19 protein-coding genes are annotated in these 16,643 nt (G+C 58.2%); 1 reads left to right on the forward strand and 18 read right to left on the reverse strand.

Going from position 1 to position 16,643, the window contains the following annotated elements; all coding sequences use genetic code 11:
* Nucleotides 1–15: 15 nt before the first annotated feature.
* From traD to L6D81_RS07965, 11 genes are all read right to left on the reverse strand, one after another.
* Nucleotides 16–2,121: a type IV conjugative transfer system coupling protein TraD gene (gene traD, locus L6D81_RS07915; RefSeq protein ID WP_236178598.1), complete on the reverse strand. Its 2,106-nt coding sequence runs from the start codon at nt 2,119–2,121 to the stop codon at nt 16–18.
* Between the two features lie 9 nt (nt 2,122–2,130).
* On the reverse strand, nt 2,131–2,646 hold the full coding sequence (locus tag L6D81_RS07920) for an integrating conjugative element protein (protein WP_236178599.1): 516 nt from the start codon (nt 2,644–2,646) through the stop codon (nt 2,131–2,133).
* Nucleotides 2,643–3,191, reverse strand: a complete 549-nt coding sequence (locus L6D81_RS07925; RefSeq protein WP_236178600.1) for a lysozyme family protein — start codon at nt 3,189–3,191, stop codon at nt 2,643–2,645. Before L6D81_RS07925 ends, L6D81_RS07920 begins: the two co-directional genes overlap by 4 nt.
* Nucleotides 3,173–3,886: a TIGR03759 family integrating conjugative element protein gene (locus L6D81_RS07930; protein ID WP_236178601.1), complete on the reverse strand. Its 714-nt coding sequence runs from the start codon at nt 3,884–3,886 to the stop codon at nt 3,173–3,175. The genes L6D81_RS07925 and L6D81_RS07930 overlap by 19 nt, the downstream gene beginning before the upstream one ends.
* A gap of 9 nt (nt 3,887–3,895) precedes the next feature.
* On the reverse strand, nt 3,896–4,567 hold the full coding sequence (locus tag L6D81_RS07935; protein ID WP_236178602.1) for a chemotaxis protein: 672 nt from the start codon (nt 4,565–4,567) through the stop codon (nt 3,896–3,898).
* The gene (gene pilL2, locus L6D81_RS07940) at nt 4,564–5,106 is read right to left on the reverse strand and encodes a PFGI-1 class ICE element type IV pilus protein PilL2 (protein ID WP_236178603.1); all 543 of its coding nucleotides are present in this window, start codon (nt 5,104–5,106) and stop codon (nt 4,564–4,566) included. The genes L6D81_RS07935 and pilL2 overlap by 4 nt, the downstream gene beginning before the upstream one ends.
* Before the next feature lie 106 nt (nt 5,107–5,212).
* Entirely contained in the window at nt 5,213–5,959 is a 747-nt protein-coding gene (locus L6D81_RS07945; RefSeq protein ID WP_236178604.1) for a DUF5983 family protein, read from the reverse strand.
* Nucleotides 5,960–6,012: 53 nt separating this feature from the next.
* Entirely contained in the window at nt 6,013–6,507 is a 495-nt protein-coding gene (radC, locus tag L6D81_RS07950) for a RadC family protein (protein ID WP_236178605.1), read from the reverse strand.
* Between the two features lie 100 nt (nt 6,508–6,607).
* On the reverse strand, nt 6,608–6,865 hold the full coding sequence (locus L6D81_RS07955; RefSeq protein WP_236178606.1) for a hypothetical protein: 258 nt from the start codon (nt 6,863–6,865) through the stop codon (nt 6,608–6,610).
* Nucleotides 6,866–6,935: 70 nt separating this feature from the next.
* Nucleotides 6,936–7,517 carry an STY4534 family ICE replication protein gene (locus L6D81_RS07960; protein ID WP_236178607.1) on the reverse strand — a complete coding sequence of 194 codons (582 nt, stop codon included), beginning with the start codon at nt 7,515–7,517 and terminating at the stop codon, nt 6,936–6,938.
* Between the two features lie 905 nt (nt 7,518–8,422).
* Nucleotides 8,423–8,764 (reverse strand): helix-turn-helix domain-containing protein, encoded by a 342-nt coding sequence (locus L6D81_RS07965; RefSeq protein ID WP_236178608.1) that lies wholly within the window; start codon nt 8,762–8,764, stop codon nt 8,423–8,425.
* Nucleotides 8,765–8,973: 209 nt separating this feature from the next.
* Here L6D81_RS07965 and L6D81_RS07970 point away from each other — a divergent pair, with 209 nt between their 5' ends.
* On the forward strand, nt 8,974–9,231 hold the full coding sequence (locus L6D81_RS07970; protein ID WP_236178609.1) for a hypothetical protein: 258 nt from the start codon (nt 8,974–8,976) through the stop codon (nt 9,229–9,231).
* 33 nt (nt 9,232–9,264) lie between these two features.
* On the opposite strand, the gene L6D81_RS07975 is transcribed toward L6D81_RS07970, so the two are convergent.
* The 7 genes from L6D81_RS07975 to L6D81_RS08005 form a co-directional block, all read right to left on the reverse strand.
* A complete protein-coding gene (locus L6D81_RS07975) occupies nt 9,265–11,232 on the reverse strand; it encodes a DNA topoisomerase III (RefSeq protein ID WP_236178610.1) in 1,968 nt (655 codons plus the stop codon).
* Between the two features lie 221 nt (nt 11,233–11,453).
* Entirely contained in the window at nt 11,454–11,909 is a 456-nt protein-coding gene (locus L6D81_RS07980; protein WP_236178611.1) for a single-stranded DNA-binding protein, read from the reverse strand.
* Complete coding sequence (locus L6D81_RS07985; RefSeq protein ID WP_236178612.1) at nt 11,906–12,424, reverse strand: DUF3158 family protein; 519 nt, start codon at nt 12,422–12,424, stop codon at nt 11,906–11,908. Before L6D81_RS07985 ends, L6D81_RS07980 begins: the two co-directional genes overlap by 4 nt.
* Nucleotides 12,421–13,176 (reverse strand): PFL_4669 family integrating conjugative element protein, encoded by a 756-nt coding sequence (locus tag L6D81_RS07990; RefSeq protein ID WP_236178613.1) that lies wholly within the window; start codon nt 13,174–13,176, stop codon nt 12,421–12,423. Before L6D81_RS07990 ends, L6D81_RS07985 begins: the two co-directional genes overlap by 4 nt.
* Before the next feature lie 144 nt (nt 13,177–13,320).
* Nucleotides 13,321–14,508 carry an STY4528 family pathogenicity island replication protein gene (locus L6D81_RS07995; RefSeq protein ID WP_236178614.1) on the reverse strand — a complete coding sequence of 396 codons (1,188 nt, stop codon included), beginning with the start codon at nt 14,506–14,508 and terminating at the stop codon, nt 13,321–13,323.
* Nucleotides 14,505–15,053: a DUF2857 domain-containing protein gene (locus L6D81_RS08000; protein ID WP_236178615.1), complete on the reverse strand. Its 549-nt coding sequence runs from the start codon at nt 15,051–15,053 to the stop codon at nt 14,505–14,507. Before L6D81_RS08000 ends, L6D81_RS07995 begins: the two co-directional genes overlap by 4 nt.
* A complete protein-coding gene (locus tag L6D81_RS08005; RefSeq protein ID WP_236178616.1) occupies nt 15,050–16,633 on the reverse strand; it encodes a ParB family protein in 1,584 nt (527 codons plus the stop codon). Before L6D81_RS08005 ends, L6D81_RS08000 begins: the two co-directional genes overlap by 4 nt.
* Nucleotides 16,634–16,643 lie beyond the last annotated feature (10 nt).

Consider the following 16,643-nt stretch of genomic DNA (forward strand, 5'->3'; position numbering starts at 1 on the left):
TAGGTCAGGGTAGGGCTACCCCACCTGATCCAGATCAAAGTTAATTGTTGGGCCGCCACCGCTTGCGCTCCACCATTGCCCTGCCTGCTCGTTGTAGGCCGCCCGCATCCGCTGGGTGAGGTCCAGCAGGTCCTTGGGCATGGCATCGTCGTTGGAGGGTTTTGGCAATGGCATGCGGACTTTCCAGAGCTGGCCACCGGCCTGGAAGGAGAACATTTGTCCCTTGGGCAAACTGACGATATGCGCTGGCTCGATTAGCGGCACACTGGTGCTGCTGACGCGATCCTGCGAGGACGAAGTGAAGTCCGTGTTGGCTTCTGGATCAGAGGTGTCGGTGGCACCCGACACCAGGGTTTTGGTCAGCACATTGACCTTGGGCAACTGCTGGGTGAGCAGCTCCGCGGTGGCGGTTTCGCGCACACGGAGCATCTGTAAGGTATTGAAGTTGCCAATGACCTGGCCTGCCTTGGCGCGGTTCCCAATGCGCGCTTCGATATCGCTGAGGGTCTGGGTGTAGGCGGTTACCTGGATACCGGCACCACCGCCCTTATTGATCAGCGGGATAAATTCATCACCCATCAACTCGTTGAACTCATCGGCGTGCAGGTTAATCGGCAGCTTGTCACTGCCGCTGCCCGATGGGGGGAGCCCATGGTCAATGCCGTGTTTGTAGATGTGGCCCGCTACCGAGACCAAGTCGGCGAACATGGAGTTGCCCACAGCGGCGGCCACCTCGGCGTCGGTCAGCGCATCCAGACCGACGTAGACGATGCCGCGTTTGCGAATGATCTGCATCCAGTCGAAGATTGGCCGCGGGTCATCTAAATCGGTGTAGTTGGGAGCCAGTAACTGGGCGGTCTTGCCGGTGGTGAGTTTCTCCAGCAGCGGCAGTAGCGAGGCAACGATTTTGTCGAAGTAAGTACGGTCATATCGTACCGCCGAACGCAGTCCGTCCATTACCGGATCAAATACCCGCTTCACCGCCAGGTACTGCTCGATGGCCACCACACGCTTTTCGCGCCCGATCATATGCCGGGGGATGTTCTTCTCGGTGAGCTTGCCTTCAAGCTGAACGATCACCTCCCACGCCTTCGGGTCGGTCTTGGCGAAAAACTGCTGGGCGTACTCGATGAACAGTGCGTCGATGTTGACCACATGCCGTTGGATCTGCAGGTAGTCCGGACGTCGGCCCAGCTCGATCAGGGCGCGGGCGATGATGTTGACGAAACGCCAGGCAAACTCGCGAAAGGCCGCGGAGTTACCTTCGCCGCTGAGCTGCCCGGCGATGCGTGACGCCACTTCCGAGATGCGCCCGAAGCGTCCCACCGCATTGTATCGAGCGGAGATCTCCGGCCAGCCTAGATGGAAAACATAAAACTCCTTATCACGACCGGCCCGCTTGGCTTCGACGTACATCCGTTTGAGCAAGTCGGCGTCGCCCTTCGGATCGAAGACGATGACCACCTCATGTTCGACGCGATGAATGTCCTGGGTGATGTACACCTCGGCGAGCCGGGTCTTGCCGACACGGGTAGTGCCGAGCACCAGCGTGTGTCCGACCCGTTCGCCCAGCGGCAGACTGACTTCCGTTTCATCGGGCTCGACCCCATGCAATAGCGGCGAGCCACCGACTGGGGGCAAAGGCCGCAACGGATTGAAGGCACTGTCCCAGGCCGTGACACGGGCCAGTATCGAGAGTGGAAACGGTGCATGCTCCAGGCGCCGTTCGAGTCCGCGTGCCAGACGATAGCGGGTCGGTTGGCCGACATAGTGGGCGACCGCCGGATCCTGGGCCTCGACCAAGCGCTGGGTGTGCAGGCGGGTCCAGCGAAAGCCGCGACCCATGAATAGACGCTTGCGGCTGACCGGAATCTGCCGACTGGTCAGCTCGTAGCGGGGCAGCCGACGGATATTGCGCCGATAGCGCAGCACCTCCCAGGCTTGTCGCAGCCGGATAAGGCCGAACAGGGCATAGGCCAGCGCTGTAACCAGACTGATCTCGGATGACAGGGCCACCGCCCAGGGCGAATACACGCACAACACCGCGGCGGCGATGCAGGTCGCTACGGTGTACAGCTCCACCGCTGGCCGGAGCTTGGACTCCATCGCATGCTCGGCCATGACCTGGACTCACTGTTCCATTGAGGTGGCAGTGATCAATACGGGGTAGTGCTCAATCTGAAGGCGGGTGGCGATGTCGTTGCCGTTGACCGGCAGGATGGTGATGCCCGGAGCGGCTGCTCGAATTCGGGCCAGGGCTTCAGTATCAGCCACTTCGACGGCGATGCCGGCCGCGCCCATTTCCTGCAGTTTAGCCGCGCGTAGACGCAACCAAGCCAGTGAGTGAGGATCCTCACCGACCAGGAAAAATGGCTGCAAACCCGGCATGTTCAGGGTGCGAGATGTGATCTGGCCTGGGCTCAAGTGAGAGCTACGAACGGGCAGTATCCAGGCTTCATCGGCAGACGTGAACAGGTCAGCATGCATGGCCCGATCAGGCTGGATCTTGTTGTTTATTGGCGGCCTGGAAACTTGAAAATAGGGTCGGGTGAAGTCGCTAGGCTGATCCCCGGCAACGGTCAGCCCCGGCTGGGCGAAAGGTGCTAAGAGCAGGATGCAATAACAGGCAATGGCGATTCGCTTCATGGTGGTGTGCCTTGTTCAAAGGAAATCAGCAGCTGTTCGAGTCTCTGGGAAAAGCCAGCACGGTAGCGTGCGGCCGGCGCGCCTCCTGCCGGACGGTGATAGCGCCCGGCAGCCAACACCCAATCACCGGTGGCAGCGTGATGCTCCTGCAGCAGCGCGGCGGTTACGGCGAGATTTCGGTAGGGGTCCAGGGCTTCGCAGGCGCTGGAAAAACGTTGTCCGTGATAACCCAGGTTGGTTTGCCCGAGTCCAACATCGACCTGCTTGGCGTCATGTCGAGCGAGTGCCTGAAGTAAGGCGTGACAGGCGACCTGGCGAGTGGCGAAGCGGTAGGGGGTTCCGGCGATGTTCAAAGTCCAGGGCCAGGGCAGCAGTCGATCCCGGACGCGGGTACCACTCTCCTGCAGGGCAATCGCGAACAGCACCGTAGAAGGGATGTCGGCGTCATGCGCCGCCAATTGGTAGGCTGGAGGCGGAAGCTCCTCGGCCTGAGCCGACAGCATCGCCAACATAAGCGCAATACCACTTAGTCGAGGCGTTGCCATTGTCCATTCACCTGTTGAAATGTGGCAGGCAACGGCCCCGGGGCACCCAGGCTGAACCAGCGACCACGGTCATGGTTCAGGGTGATCTGCCGGCGTTGAACCTTGGCCGGATCGATATCTGCTTGCCGAGCCCAGCTGCGGACGCGTTCATCATCGCCTTGGCTACCCACCAGGTAGATATCGAACGCTGTATCACTGCTTTGCAGACGTTGCGCTTCGGCGGTGCACGCTGGGCAGTGGTCCTCCACAAACAGGGCCTGGCTCGGTACGGCTGATGAGGTGGCAGTGGATGCCATGCCCTGGATCGGCAGCAGCCTGGGAAACAGCTTGGCCCAGGCCGCGGTGTAAGTGTTTTGGTAGGCCAATTCGCGCTCGGCGCGTTTGGCTTCCAGCGCTACCTGTAATTCGGCATAGCGCTGGCGCTCTTGGTCGGTCTGGGCTTCGACCCCGAGTGCGGTCAATGGATCGAGGTTCGGACTCCAGAAACCGCGCGGGCCGGCTTGGATCTGTTCGAAGCGCGTCCACTCCTGCTCCGTCAGACCCCATCTTGCAGCCTGTTCAGAGTCAGAGCGCCCCAGCGGAGCGGACTGCGTGTCTTGGATCTGTGACTGTGTCGTGAAGGGGTTACCCATTGCAGCGCCTATGGCCAGTAGCGAAGCGAGACAGACAATGGTGGGTAGTAGCGCTCTGTTCATGATCGCTTCTCAAGGGAGGTGCACAGTCTGGTCTGGCTGAGCGGCCACCGCGAAGATGGCTGAGTTCGGCTCCAGCACTTTCAGGTGCCAGTCCCCGAGCTGCTCGCCGCAATGCAGCAGCCGAACATCTCTGAGAGAGCGACTGTCAGGAGGTGCGACCGCCAGAAAGCGCTCACCCCCGCGGGACTCGAGACCCAACACTGAGAACGGTGGCGAGAGCGAGGGGGGCTTGGGGCGAGCCTTCTGTTTCTGCTTGGTCGCGGAACGCGTCGGTGGTGGAGAGGATGGCTTTGTCCTGATGTCCAGGAGCTGCTGCTCGACCTGTTCAAGGCGTGCACGTAGCTCAGTCAGGTCTGCCGCGGTGGCGCGGGCTGCCAAACCATCACGCAGTTCCTGTATCTCTTGCGCCCATTGATCCAACATCGGATCGAGGGTATTGGCCTGTTGCTCACCGCTATCGACCATCTGCTTCAAGTCTTTCAGCGCGTACTGCAGCTTCTCCTGGGCGTCCTTGAGGGCTTTTGAATCACGTTGCAGGATGTCCAGCGTTTGTCGGTATTGCGTGTTCGTGCTCTGCAGTTCGGCCACGCGTTGATACTGGTTATACAAACCACCACTCAGGCCGGCAATTGCCAGGCAAAGCAGCCCGACAATAAGGGTTTGAAACGTTGAGGTTTTCATGGCCGTGCCTCCAACTGATGGGGCGAGACGGGTGTGATCAGCGCGACGCCGGCCTCCGTTTTCTGCTGTTCGAAGCAGACCGAACGGCTGACTTCATCGGTCGTGAGTTGCCAGGCGGGGCCAGCCAGCACTTGTAGCGCGCTGCGCAAAGAGATCGGGCCGAGCCGGTAATGGGCTGCGGGTAGAGACCGGGTAAAAAGTACCTTCACTGGGTCGGCAGCAGGGCAGAGCGAATAACCTGAGCGCTGCAGCACGAAGTGCATCGCCTCCTGTACCGAAGGATTCAGGTTGGACGGTATGCTCACGTCGATGATTTGGGCGAGAAGATCGCGTTGTGCCGTGGTGGGCTCGGTGCTGACCAGCGTATAGCGGCCATAGCGAAGTTCTGCCGGATGATGTTCTTCGGCTGTACGCTTCGAGAACTGTACCCGATTGGTTCCACTGTCGATCGCTGGATGGATCGGCACTGGGTTGGGGATTTGCGCGGTGCAGGCGCTCAACAAACCCAGCAGGCAGACAGGCGTGAAAAAACGCTCCATGGAAAAAACCTCATGTCAGATTCAGTGCAGAACCTGACATGAGGGGTAGGAGCGATTCAGTGAGAAAATTGATTCAAGGTGGGTCATGTTAACGCTGAACAGGTTGCTACTCATCGAAAATGGCAAGCCCATTCAAGACGGTAGCGTCGGGGTCGAAGATCAACAATCGCGCATCGGCCAATGCCGCGAGGTACAGCACCTCGATCAACGCTACTGGCGTACCGGCATCGAGTTGCTCTTGCCTTAGCGATGAGTAAGGACGGCCCTCAATCTTCACCAGGTTATCGTCGGTCCATGGCGTGCCGATCAGTTTGCAACCGATGCCACAGCAATCCGACAACGTGAACAGCTCGAACAAGAGGCCGGTTTGCCTCGGTGCGGAGTGACTGACCCACTCTTCTAGATAAAGCATCGCTTCTTCGGGAAGGTGTGAGGTGCTGATTTCCCAGGCTCGACTGTAGTGTCCCGTTTCGAAGCGCAAGCGACGGACCATGGCTTGGGCTTCTTCCAGGGAGTACAGGTCGCCGACGTGATGCCGCTCGTTGAGCATTTCGCCAATCACGGCATAGATCACTTGGCGCACCAGCCCGGTGGACGGGCAGCGTTCATCCAACTCATCTGGGATAGATTGGCCTTCGCTGATCAAGGCGAAATCGTCATTGAACAGGCAGGGGAACAGTTGCAGCTCATCGTCGGGCAGATGGGCTTGTGAGTCGTGCACGGGTCGAAAGCAGGGAGGGCAGTCGTTTTCGTAGGTGATCAGTAGCAGCCGTTCGATATGCAGGTTGTCGTAACCGCGAGCAAATGGGTTTGAGGCTGCCAGCAGGATTGGGGCTTGGAGTGTGGGGTTCATGAGAGGAGCTCCAGAGTGAAAATGAACAAGGCGCCCGAAGACGCCTATAAGGGTTAAAGCCAGCCGTGTTCGGCAAGGGAGAGAGGACGACCTTCACCCACGATGAAGTGATCCAGTACGCGCACTTCGATCAAGGCCAAGGCCTCTTTCAACCGTGCGGTCAAGACGCGATCCGCCTGGCTGGGTTCCGTACACCCTGAGGGGTGGTTGTGAACAAAAATGGCGGCCGCAGCGTTATGCGTGAGGGAACGCTTAACGACTTGGCGGGGGTAAACGCTGGCGCCATCAATGCTGCCGTGAAAGAGGACTTCGAACGCCAGCACCCGGTGCTTGGAATCGAGAAAGATCACACCGAAGACTTCATGCTCTTGTTGCACAAGATGCAGTTTTAGGTATGAGGCCACGGTGTTAGGCGATGTCAGGATAGGGCCGCGGGCGAACAGCCGACGATCCAGAATATGCAGCGCTTCGTCGATCACATGGTTTTCTTGGACGATACGATCAGCCTCGAAATCCGAGGTTTCAATCAGTGTGAGTTGGGTGCTCATGGTGGTACCTCCGAAGGGAACAATCAGGGGTACACGCCCGAGGGGAGTGGTGTCCCCGAGGTGGATATGGAGTCGCGGGCATTAGCCGATGACGCGCTGTTTACAGCCGAGTGAATCGGTGGCGTTGACCGCGTAGGGGTGAACCACAGCCGTCGCAGGGCAACGGGGAAAAGGCTCTTATTCCCCAACCGGCTCCGGGATCGAAGTCGGCACTGATGGGCATTAACTGAACCAGTCCACGATGGATGTCAGCGATGCGTTTCTCGATTTCAATCGTCGTGTAGTAGAGCGACAACGTGCTGTAGTCCTCGTAAGCCGTAGCGAACAGGCAGTCGTCGCAAAGCCAGAAGGACTCCATAAGGTTCTCCTGTGCTGATTGAAGAAAAGGCGCTCGACGGAGCGCCTTGATGAGGAGCATCGTGGACTGTTCAGACGGACTGAACGGTACGGGTGGCATCACGGCGAGCCGTGCGGGGAGTGGATGGAGATTCAGGTTCGACCCGAGCCTCTGTTGGGGTTTCGATCTCCTCAGCTTCGGCATCAGCCGACGGTGGGGATGGCTCACTGTTTGGCGCTTGCTCAGCAGGTGCTGTTGCTTCCTGCCTGGCAGGCGCTTTGTACTCGAACGTGCCGTTGACCTTGATCCAGTCGATGAACAGCAAACGACCTTTCAGACTGGCGCCCGGTTGACCTTGTTTATCACCTTTCTCGTAGAGAAACGGATCGATCCACAGGTCGCCGATACGGAACGACAGCAAGACCTTTTTCTCGGCGTTGACGGTGTCCATGTAAAGACGAATCAAGCGTTCAGCTTCACTCCCAGCGACTTTGCAGTCGAAGCGGGTGTACTCGACCGCATCGGTGGCACCGTGCAGGGCTGCGATATCGCAGGCCATGAACGGCTGGCCGCGGCGAACTTGTACTTCACGAACACGGTTGAGATAGCCGATACCGACGGTGTGCAGGTTGAAGTATGTGGTCGCTTCTTGGGATTGGTTGGTGTGGGCCATGGTGATTCTCCTGTTTCAAGGGAAAACGGCGACGCACAGCCCCTGACGGGGAAGTGAGCCCCCGTCAGGGTGGGTAAGGTGAAAGCGAGCAATGAACGACTCGTCATCGGCAAGCCAATGATGATCAGAACGATGCGTCTGGCGGAATAACGGTGCAACTGAGGAACGTCTGCGGTGGTGATCCGCAGGCATGGGGTAGTGGGCATTCATCACCGCTGAAGCGGTAACCGCGCGAGCTTCCGAATGCTGATCGCACTTGGGTAAACCACCACAAACGTGGCGTAGCCTTGAAGGTTCAAGCTACCTGGGCTGGGCCGTCAACGACAGCGAACCACGCCCTTTGTATAAGCCTGTCACAGGGGAGCGTCAAGACGCTGCAACCCGATTTTTTATGGTCGGAATACAGTGGCAGTCACTGGACTGAAGAAAGTGAAGAGCGGGCCTGGCGGGGTGCCAGGCGAAGAAGAGCAAAGCCACCTTTGGCGGTCTGACGCAGTCGACAAGCGCCTCGCAAAACTTGGATTGACTGCGCCATGATTCGCCAACCGACCCTTGTCGTGGCCTGGGTCGGAACATGCTGGCACGCATCCGCGCACAAAGGGTGCCCAGTGTTTCTCCGGCGGGCTCCGGGACTGAATACGATCGCTGAAGCGGATGACCGCTACTGCCTGGTAGAGGCAACAGTGGTCATCCGCCACCACGATCAGGTCGAGCACAAAGTGGGAATAAAATTCCGCAGAAGAGAAGGCTCCGAACTCAAGGAGTCCGACCGAGCTACCCGGAGCGCATCGGTCTTGGGTCGCCGTTGGCGATGATCCCAAGGCACTACAGCAGAGAGGGTGGGATGACGTCAAGGCAGAGAGCGTCCCCTCAAAAGCCCCTATATCGAATGCGAGCGAATGAGCTCATTTGTTGGCGAGATGAGTAGCCAATCGTTCGACGGTAGCCAGGATAAAGGCGCGGTCACTTTCTTTCAGACCACTCAGCAGACCCGCGATCATCTGGCCCTGGTCGTTGGGACGATTGCTCGACTCCGTCAGCAGTTCATCCACCCTGCAGTCGAAAATATCCGCTAACTGCATCAGCTTGACCACGGAAAGCTCCACCACACCCCGCTCCAGGCGCGATATGGCTTCACTGCCGATCCCCATGCGTTCAGCCACCTCTTCCTGGGTCAGATTACGCTCGGTGCGGTGTTTCGCGATCATGCGCCCGATTTGGGCTTGGGTTGGATGTTTATGTGCCAAGTGATGAGTTCTCCAGTTCAACCCGAATGGTTGAGCAAAGACCCATTGACATGAACATCCTTAACGGTTGAGTATCGACTTTTAGGGTTGTTATTTTGGCTGAAATCGCTGTGTAATGCGACGTGGCTTCTATTCCTCCAGGAATCAGAGTCCGAGGTGGTCAGTGAGAATGAACGGTCTGATAGGGCCAAGCTGAGGAATGGTTGAGCATGGAAGAGAAGAGCGAGAACGTCATGGATCTGATCTGGGATCGAACACTGGAGCTGTTCATCAAGATTCATGATTGCCCTGATAACCCTGAGCACTTCGACAATCTTGTCCATTGGCTCGACGAAGATCCTGCTCACCTGAAAGCGTTCAACGAACTGGGGCAGATATGGATTTCGACAGGCATCGCCTTGGCCCGTGAAATCGGACAACCGCTAAGCGACTTAGAGAGGGATCAGCCGCCGCTGATGATGCACTGATCAGTAATACTCCTGTCGATCTCCAATGGCGCGTCATGGGCGACGCGTATCTTTACTGATCGACACCGTGCCCTTGCAGTCTGGGTATTGGGAGCATGACCAGAACGGACCTGATTTCCCCTTTCGCCTGAGCATTGAGGCGTTGCAAATGGGGCAGGCCGGACTGGCTTCAATAGGCATGGCTAAAATAAGTGAGCCGCAGCGTGCGACCAACTGTGCAATCCAATCCGCCTGCTTAGCGACGAACGCATCAAGGGTCAGACGTCCCGCTTCGATTTTGTCCAGAGCCTGCTCCCAGATCGCGGTCATACTCGGATCCGCGACCGCTGCTGGTACCGCTTCGATCAGGGTATGGGCCGCTGCGGAGGCCATTAGGGCACGTTTTTTCTTCAGCAAATAACCACGATCAATCAGCCCCTTGATGATGCCGGCTCGTGTGGCTTCGGTACCGATACCGGTGGTGTCCCGAAGTTTCTGTTTCAGGCGAGGGTCGTTGACCAGCTTGGCCACATTTTTCATGGCCTTGATCAGATCGCCCTCGGTGAGTGGTTTGGGAGCGGCAGTGCGCATGGATTTGAGTTTGACCTCGTCCACTGCGCACTGAGTATCCTGTTGCAAGACGGGCAACACTTGGGACTTGTGACTGGGCTCATCGTCCTCGGTGTTTTCGTAGAGCAAGCCTTTCCAGCCCTGGACCAGGATCTGTTTACCAACAGCGGTCAATCGTTCTTCGCCACACTCCAGTTCGACCTGGGTTCGATCAAACTCGTGATGCGGAAGAAATTGCGCGAGGTCGTGGCTACGAATCAGTTCGTAGACATGGCGTTCTTGTTCGGACATCCGCACAAGGTTTGCCGGTTCGGTGGTGGGAATAATGCCGTGGTGCGCGGTGACCTTGGCATCGTTCCACACGCGGGAGTGCAGTGATCGATCGAGTCTTCCCAATGCGGGCTGCAGCGCGGGATCCGTATTGAGCAGGGCATCGAATACCGTGGGTACTTCGTTGAACATATTCTCTGGCAAGTAGCGGCAATCGCTGCGCGGATAGCTGGTGGCTTTGTGGGTTTCATATAGGGCTTGGGCGATGTTCAGGGTTTCCTGAGCGCCGAGTCCCAGCTTGCGTGAGCAGGCTTCTTGCAGTGTGCTCAGGTCGAAGGGCAGGGGTGGCGCTTCGCGCAAATGCTCAGTCTGCAGCGAGAGTACGGTGGCGGTCTTGCTGCTAGAAATCGCTTGGGCGGTCTGACTGGCAAGCGCCTGTTGCAGGCAACGACCGGCCTCATCTCGTCCTGAGTTTGGTGGTTGCCACGACGCGATGAATGATTGCCCCATTGAGGGCAGGTGCACATCCACGTCCCAGTAGGGTACCGAGACGAAGCTGGCAATCGCTCGATCCCGATCGACCACCAGACGTAAAGTGGGTGTCTGGACGCGTCCAACCGACAATACGCCCTCGTAGCCCGCCCGCCGTCCGAGGAGGGTAAACAAGCGACTGAGGTTCATGCCGATCAACCAATCGGCGCGGCTGCGGGCGAGGGCTGAGTGATACAGCGGGAAGGTCTCCTGGCCGGACTTCAGCGAGGACAATGCCTTGCGAATCGACGCCTCATTGAGTGCCGACAACCAGAGGCGCTGAACGGGGCCTCGATACGTACAGAGCTCCAGCAATTCGCGGGCAATCATTTCACCTTCGCGATCGGCGTCGGTTGCGATGACGACAGTGGTAGCTTCGCTGAGCAGGTGTTTGATGATTTTGAACTGTGCGGCAGTCTTGGGTTTGACCTCAACCCTCCACTGCTCGGGAATGATCGGTAGATGATCCAACGACCAGTATTTGTACTGATCGCCATAGGCTTCAGGTGGGGCTGTCTCCAGCAGGTGGCCGATACACCATGTGACGGTTGTCTCTGTGCCGATCAGGCAGCCATCGCTGCGCCGGCTGGCTCCTAGAACCTTGGCGATGTCACGACCTTGGGAAGGTTTCTCGCAGAGGAAGAGGCGCATAGAATTACTCCGGATTGAGTTCGGAGCAGCGTTGTTGGAAATAGCAGTTGCGAGATATGAGAAACCTGAATGGCAGGCTCCTCATATTAGTCGGTGAGGGCGGGATGGGCCGAGGCTGGTACCCCGTTGTAGCGTGGAGGACGGGGTCGGCCTTCACGAGCAGCGAGTAATAACAGACCAGCAACTTCGCGCAAAGGCGCAATTTTTATGCCTGATGTCCGTCAGTCTGTAGGTGGTTGTCCTCTGCGTTTCTTGGGTTTCGACGCAGGTGAACCGGACGGCTCTGTATTTTGAGAGGCCGTTGGTTCACTGGTGCGTTCCCGCATGACCACGCCGTGCACCCGGTGAGGCAGGATGCCGACTCGACGGGCCTCGATCTTGAAGGTCACCCGCGCATTGTCTTCGCTATCCTCCCACTCATCGCGCACGGTGCGGCCTTCGACCAACACACGCATACCTTTCTGGTACAGCGTGCTCCAGTGTTCAGCCTCGCGGTGCCAGAGCTCAACCGGCGCCCAATAACCGCCTCGATCTTCATAGCTGCCATCGCGTGGCACGGGGTTGTCGAAGTACACATTCAGCCGTAGCAAACGCCGTGGCTCGTCATTACCTGACGGAAATTCCTGGAACTCTGGCGCACTGCCGATATTGCCTTCGCCGACGAAAAAAGTACTCATTGTGATATCTCCACTGCTGATATGAACTGGCGCAGCAGCCGTTCGGCGCTGGCCATTTTGACCGCGCAGGCCGAGGCCTGGCGGTACAGCGAATGCACCACGCTCATTTGTAGGTTCAGTGCAATGCGGTTGCATTCGAAACGGTGCAATCCCTCGTGTACGGCCAGCGGCAGGACTTTGTTGCTCACCTGGCGTTCCCAGACCGCAACCCCCATGCGGGCGAAGTCACGGGTGCGCCAACGCAAAAAAGTGCTGCCCGCGTTGGTGTTCTGCAGCACCAATCGAATATCTAGCAGTGAATATGGGGGCTGTCCGGCTTGCTGCACCACAGCCTCCATCAGGTGACATAACTGCGCCTCGATTTCCCTCGCCACCTGCGCCAGGTGTTCCAACTCCCCCTTACCCTTAAAAGGTTTTAAAAGGCCTTTTAGGGAGGCTGCGTGTTCTAGTTGCCGATAGGCATCTGGTGTCAGTGCTTCGAAGGGGATTGGTTGAGTCGGGATCAGGGGCTTCATACTTCGTCCTCCGGCTCATCCACTGACGCAGATAGATCTCCTGCGTGCTCTGCCAACGCATCAGCGTCATCCACTGCTACCACACCACGACGAATGATTGGCGGCGCGAACTGGGAGCGGCGATGCCCCTCAAGGATGTCCATCGGAGGCAAACCCATTTTCTCGATGGCTGCAATGGCACAGGCGTTGTTCGCCGCCATGTCATCACGCGTGACGCCGGCATGCCGATAACGCTGCGCCTGGCCAAACAAGCTGCGCAGCAGATGAGCACCGTCGTCGATCCAAGCTTCCATGTCCCTACGACCGATCAAGGCGGTGTGATGAGCCAACAGCGTATGTCGCACCAAAGTGTCGTAGTCGGTCAGCAGGTAAACGGCGAGGAAGCCCAGTTGGCTGCCGATGTACAACGGTAAGGTGACGGGATGGATGTTGAGGTTGTCGCCCATGTCGATCTGCGACGGCAGCTCTTGTCTGATCCGGTCCAACTGCTGGGTCAGTTCCAGCATCCCATCCTTGGCCTGCATCAATTTTTCTTCGAGCTGCACGATCGCCCAATCGGCATAGGGGTCGTCCTGCGCTGCGGCCTGTTTGATCAGGTTGGTGACGCTGATGTAGCCGGCCATACCCATAATCGAGTGGACGCCTTCGCGTGCGGTTCGACCTTGCCAGATTCGGGCGGCGTGGTGGGTATGCAGTGTCAGGGTGATGCTGCTGCGCAATGAGCCCAGGTTGAGCTGATAGTGATCGGCCACGGTGTCGTCCTCGCATAGGCTTGGACGGGAACGTTGCGACAGACGAAGGTCAAGGACAGCTGAAAAGCTGAATGCTGTCTGTTCGATTTGGTTCGAGACGGTTGATTTTCGAGACGCTCGACAGTGATGCCAGTGGCATCAAATCTACTGACGTCCAGGGCGTTTGCTACGCAGCTGGCGCAGTTCGTCCAGGCACGCTTGGGCGAGGGCAGAGGCGGGTTCGCCCTTTTTCCTAAGTTGGCGCGGGGGAGCGGGTGGCGGTTCTGTAATGGGTAACGATTCAGCCTGACCTGCCCAAGGGTGGAAATCGCCTTTCAGCGCCCGCTGGATCAGGCCCATCAGATACGCCGCGGGTTTGCGGATACCGCCGGCCGCACATCGCGCCCCCGCTTCGTTGAGCACCGCCTGTCGATCCGCTGGTTTAAGCTTGCCCAGCGCCACGGTGACCGCCTGACGTTCGCTTGGACTCAATTGCAGCAGATCGGGCCAGCGCAGGTTATCCACCGCTGGGGTCGCGCGCGGTACCGTACTAATACCTTCTTTTAATACAGTACAGGCGGAGTTCGGATTCCGAACGCTGCCGGAAACATTGGCGCTCGGACCCGGTTCGGAATCCGAACCGGGTCCCGCACGATTCCGAACGAGGTGGTCGCCACCCAGTTCGGAATCGTGCAGCGCTTCATCGGGCGCCCTATCCAATCCTTGTTTTGTCCAATGGTCGCCCCAACTGTCGAGCCGGGTGGGGAGCCGACCCAAATCGATATCGGTGTCCTGACGAATTTCTTCCAAAACATGCCGAGCGACAATTCGCACAGCCTTGGTCGCGTGAGAGAGGGCATGTCCGACCAACTCCAGATAATCCTGATCCAGCTCCATGGCTTCGGCGGGCGTTAACGGTTCATCGTGCAGGACGTACAGAGAACCTTGTAGGCGCCCGCTGAGCTGATCGCGGCCACGACTCACCAAACTGAGCCAGCGAGTCAGCCTGAGCATCGTCAAGACGCGAGCGATGGTTTCACGGGAGGCTGACGCACCGTAGGGCACGCTCGACAAGTAAGGCTGCAGATCTTCATAGCGCGGAGTAATCACGCTCTGGCCTTGCAGCATGAGTCGAAATACTTGCCAGGCATTCCGTTCCAATGGCGTTAGCCGACTATCCAGCAGCAGTCGACGCGGCACGACTTCGTGTGATTGGCCACTGAACAAAAAGCCCGCCTGCAGGGTCTGGTTGGAAGGATGTTTAGTAGTGGGGCGTGCGGGCCAACGTTCACGTAGTTGTTGGGTGCATTGCTGCAGAACACGCTGCCAGCGACTGGAGGGGGTAGTGTTCATGTTCCGTTGCTGTAATGTTCGATCTGCTGCCAAACGATGGTCAAGCTGATCTGTTGCTCTTCTGCCAACATCATCATGGCGTCGAGCTGATCCTCAGCACCGTCCTCAGCGTGTAGTTGGCACCAACGCTGCCAAAGCGCATGTTCCTGCGCTTCGCTCAAGTTCTGGGGGCGGCCCTTACGGGTTTCTATCTTGAGCAGACGTCGGCGCAGGGCGGTTTCCGAATGCGCCAAGCCGAAGTACTGATACATGATGGTACTGCTGGCACCGAGCTTGAGCGCTCGGTTGATCAGGCGCTCGTTCTGTTCGTCACGTTCGGCCTGGTCGATCAACCGATGCAATACAGGCGAATCAATCTTGACCTCAACCCAGGGAACGGTGGCATGGGCCAGGCGTGACAGTGTGGTCGGCGGTAATGATTGCAACAGGTAGATGTCCTCTTCACCCAGTCCGAGTGCTTTGCAGCGTTGCAGATTACCCAGGCGCAACTCGTGAAGGACCTGGGTCAGCATGGCCTGGTTGAGCACATTGAAGGACAGGTTCATGGCAGCTCCCTTGGTGAATCGTCTTCATGGGTAAGCGTTAAGTCGATCAGGCGCCGGGCTAAGCGAATGAGGCGATACAGTTTGATTAACAGATAGTCGGGCAGTCGCTCCAGTCCTACGTCCACGGCTGGACGATCTGCCAGCGGGAGGTGATAAACCCCCAATAGCAGTTGCCCGAACAGGGCTGAGGGCAATTGCTTGCGATCCGCCCAGCTCACTTCGTCTTGGGCACGCAGCAGGGCCAAGAGCAACAGGTGGACGCCGGCCGCACGAGGGGCTGCAAGATCAAGCTGCTCGATGCTGAGGGCGAAACCCAGGCCGTGCTCTTGGTCGATGATGCTCTCGGGATGTCCGGCATAGGCCGCCATTTCCCTAGTCAGGCCGGCAATGGCTAAACGCAGCTGTTCGGGGGTATCAAGTGTTGGTGCGATGATCCAGATGTCTTCGATCGGGCAGGTTGCGACGGTCTGTGCTGGTTCGGAGGCAGTGGCGCGATCAACCTGTTCGCGGATCTGCTGGACACGTGACGGAGGGCTAACGGCTGATACCACATCCGGTTCGGGCAGCGTGAGCTGCTCCTCTCGCTCTGTTTCGGTCTGCGTCCTGGTTTCAGCTGATTTGGAGTGCGGCTCGGAGGGGGGAGGCTCGGCTGCGGGCTCACCGACGCTCGGCAGAGGGTTGTTCTCCGGGGGCGTGACGACAACGCCGGGCGTCCCGATAACCCGTTGGGTATCGCCCAGCTCCAGGGCCAACATGCGGTAGGACTGTCCGAGTAAGCGACTCATGCGTTCGAGCAACTCATCCTGGATTTGCTCAATGTCGAAGGACTCTGGGTCGGCATCAAATTGTCCTAAGGTGTCGAGCCAAAACTCGGGAAAAGCGGTGGCGTCGGTTGGATAACGATTCCAGGTTCTTTCAGCCTGGCTACGCAGACCAATTAGGCGTTCAATTTTTGGTTTCCCCAACCCGGCATACAGGGTTTGTGGAATGGCGGGCAATAAATATTCAAGGGTGTCCAGCATCCGGCTGATGTGCGACTGTGAAATGGGGTAGCCCCCAGCGGCAAGACGTCGTGCCAGCTCGCGTTGCGAGAGTGTTGCTCCATTTGGTTCGAGCATGGTCTTGAGTTTGGCTATCGCCAGAGCACGTTCGATGAAGGTGAGCTGGCCGTGCAGATCGCTTTCGGCCAGATGGCCGAGCAGAGTGGTGATTTCATTGCTCCACGGCCGGAACAGGCAATGAATCCGAAAGAAGCGCTCGTCGCGGGTTTCCTGCCACAGCTCGCCGAGAATCGCCAATCGCGTATTACCGCCGTTGCGGATGATGAAATAGGTTTCACCCGGGCGGCGGGTAATCGGCGGTGGTTGATCCAGCCCGCGCTCACGGATCGAGGCTTTTATATCGTCATAAAGCGGATTGCGGATGAAGCGTGGGTTGTGTTCGTAGGGCCGCAGCTGCTCCAACGTGACTAGCATGGGGGTGTCGATGACTGGATCCGACAGTCGCTCCAATTCTGGCCCCCGAGGAAAATGGTCCTGGTGAAGTTTGTCGGTGATCTCCTCCTGGCTGAGCTTCTTCATTTGAATAGCC

It is taken from the genome of Pseudomonas sputi, from assembly GCF_021603585.1.
GTDB lineage: Bacteria > Pseudomonadota > Gammaproteobacteria > Pseudomonadales > Pseudomonadaceae > Aquipseudomonas > Aquipseudomonas sputi.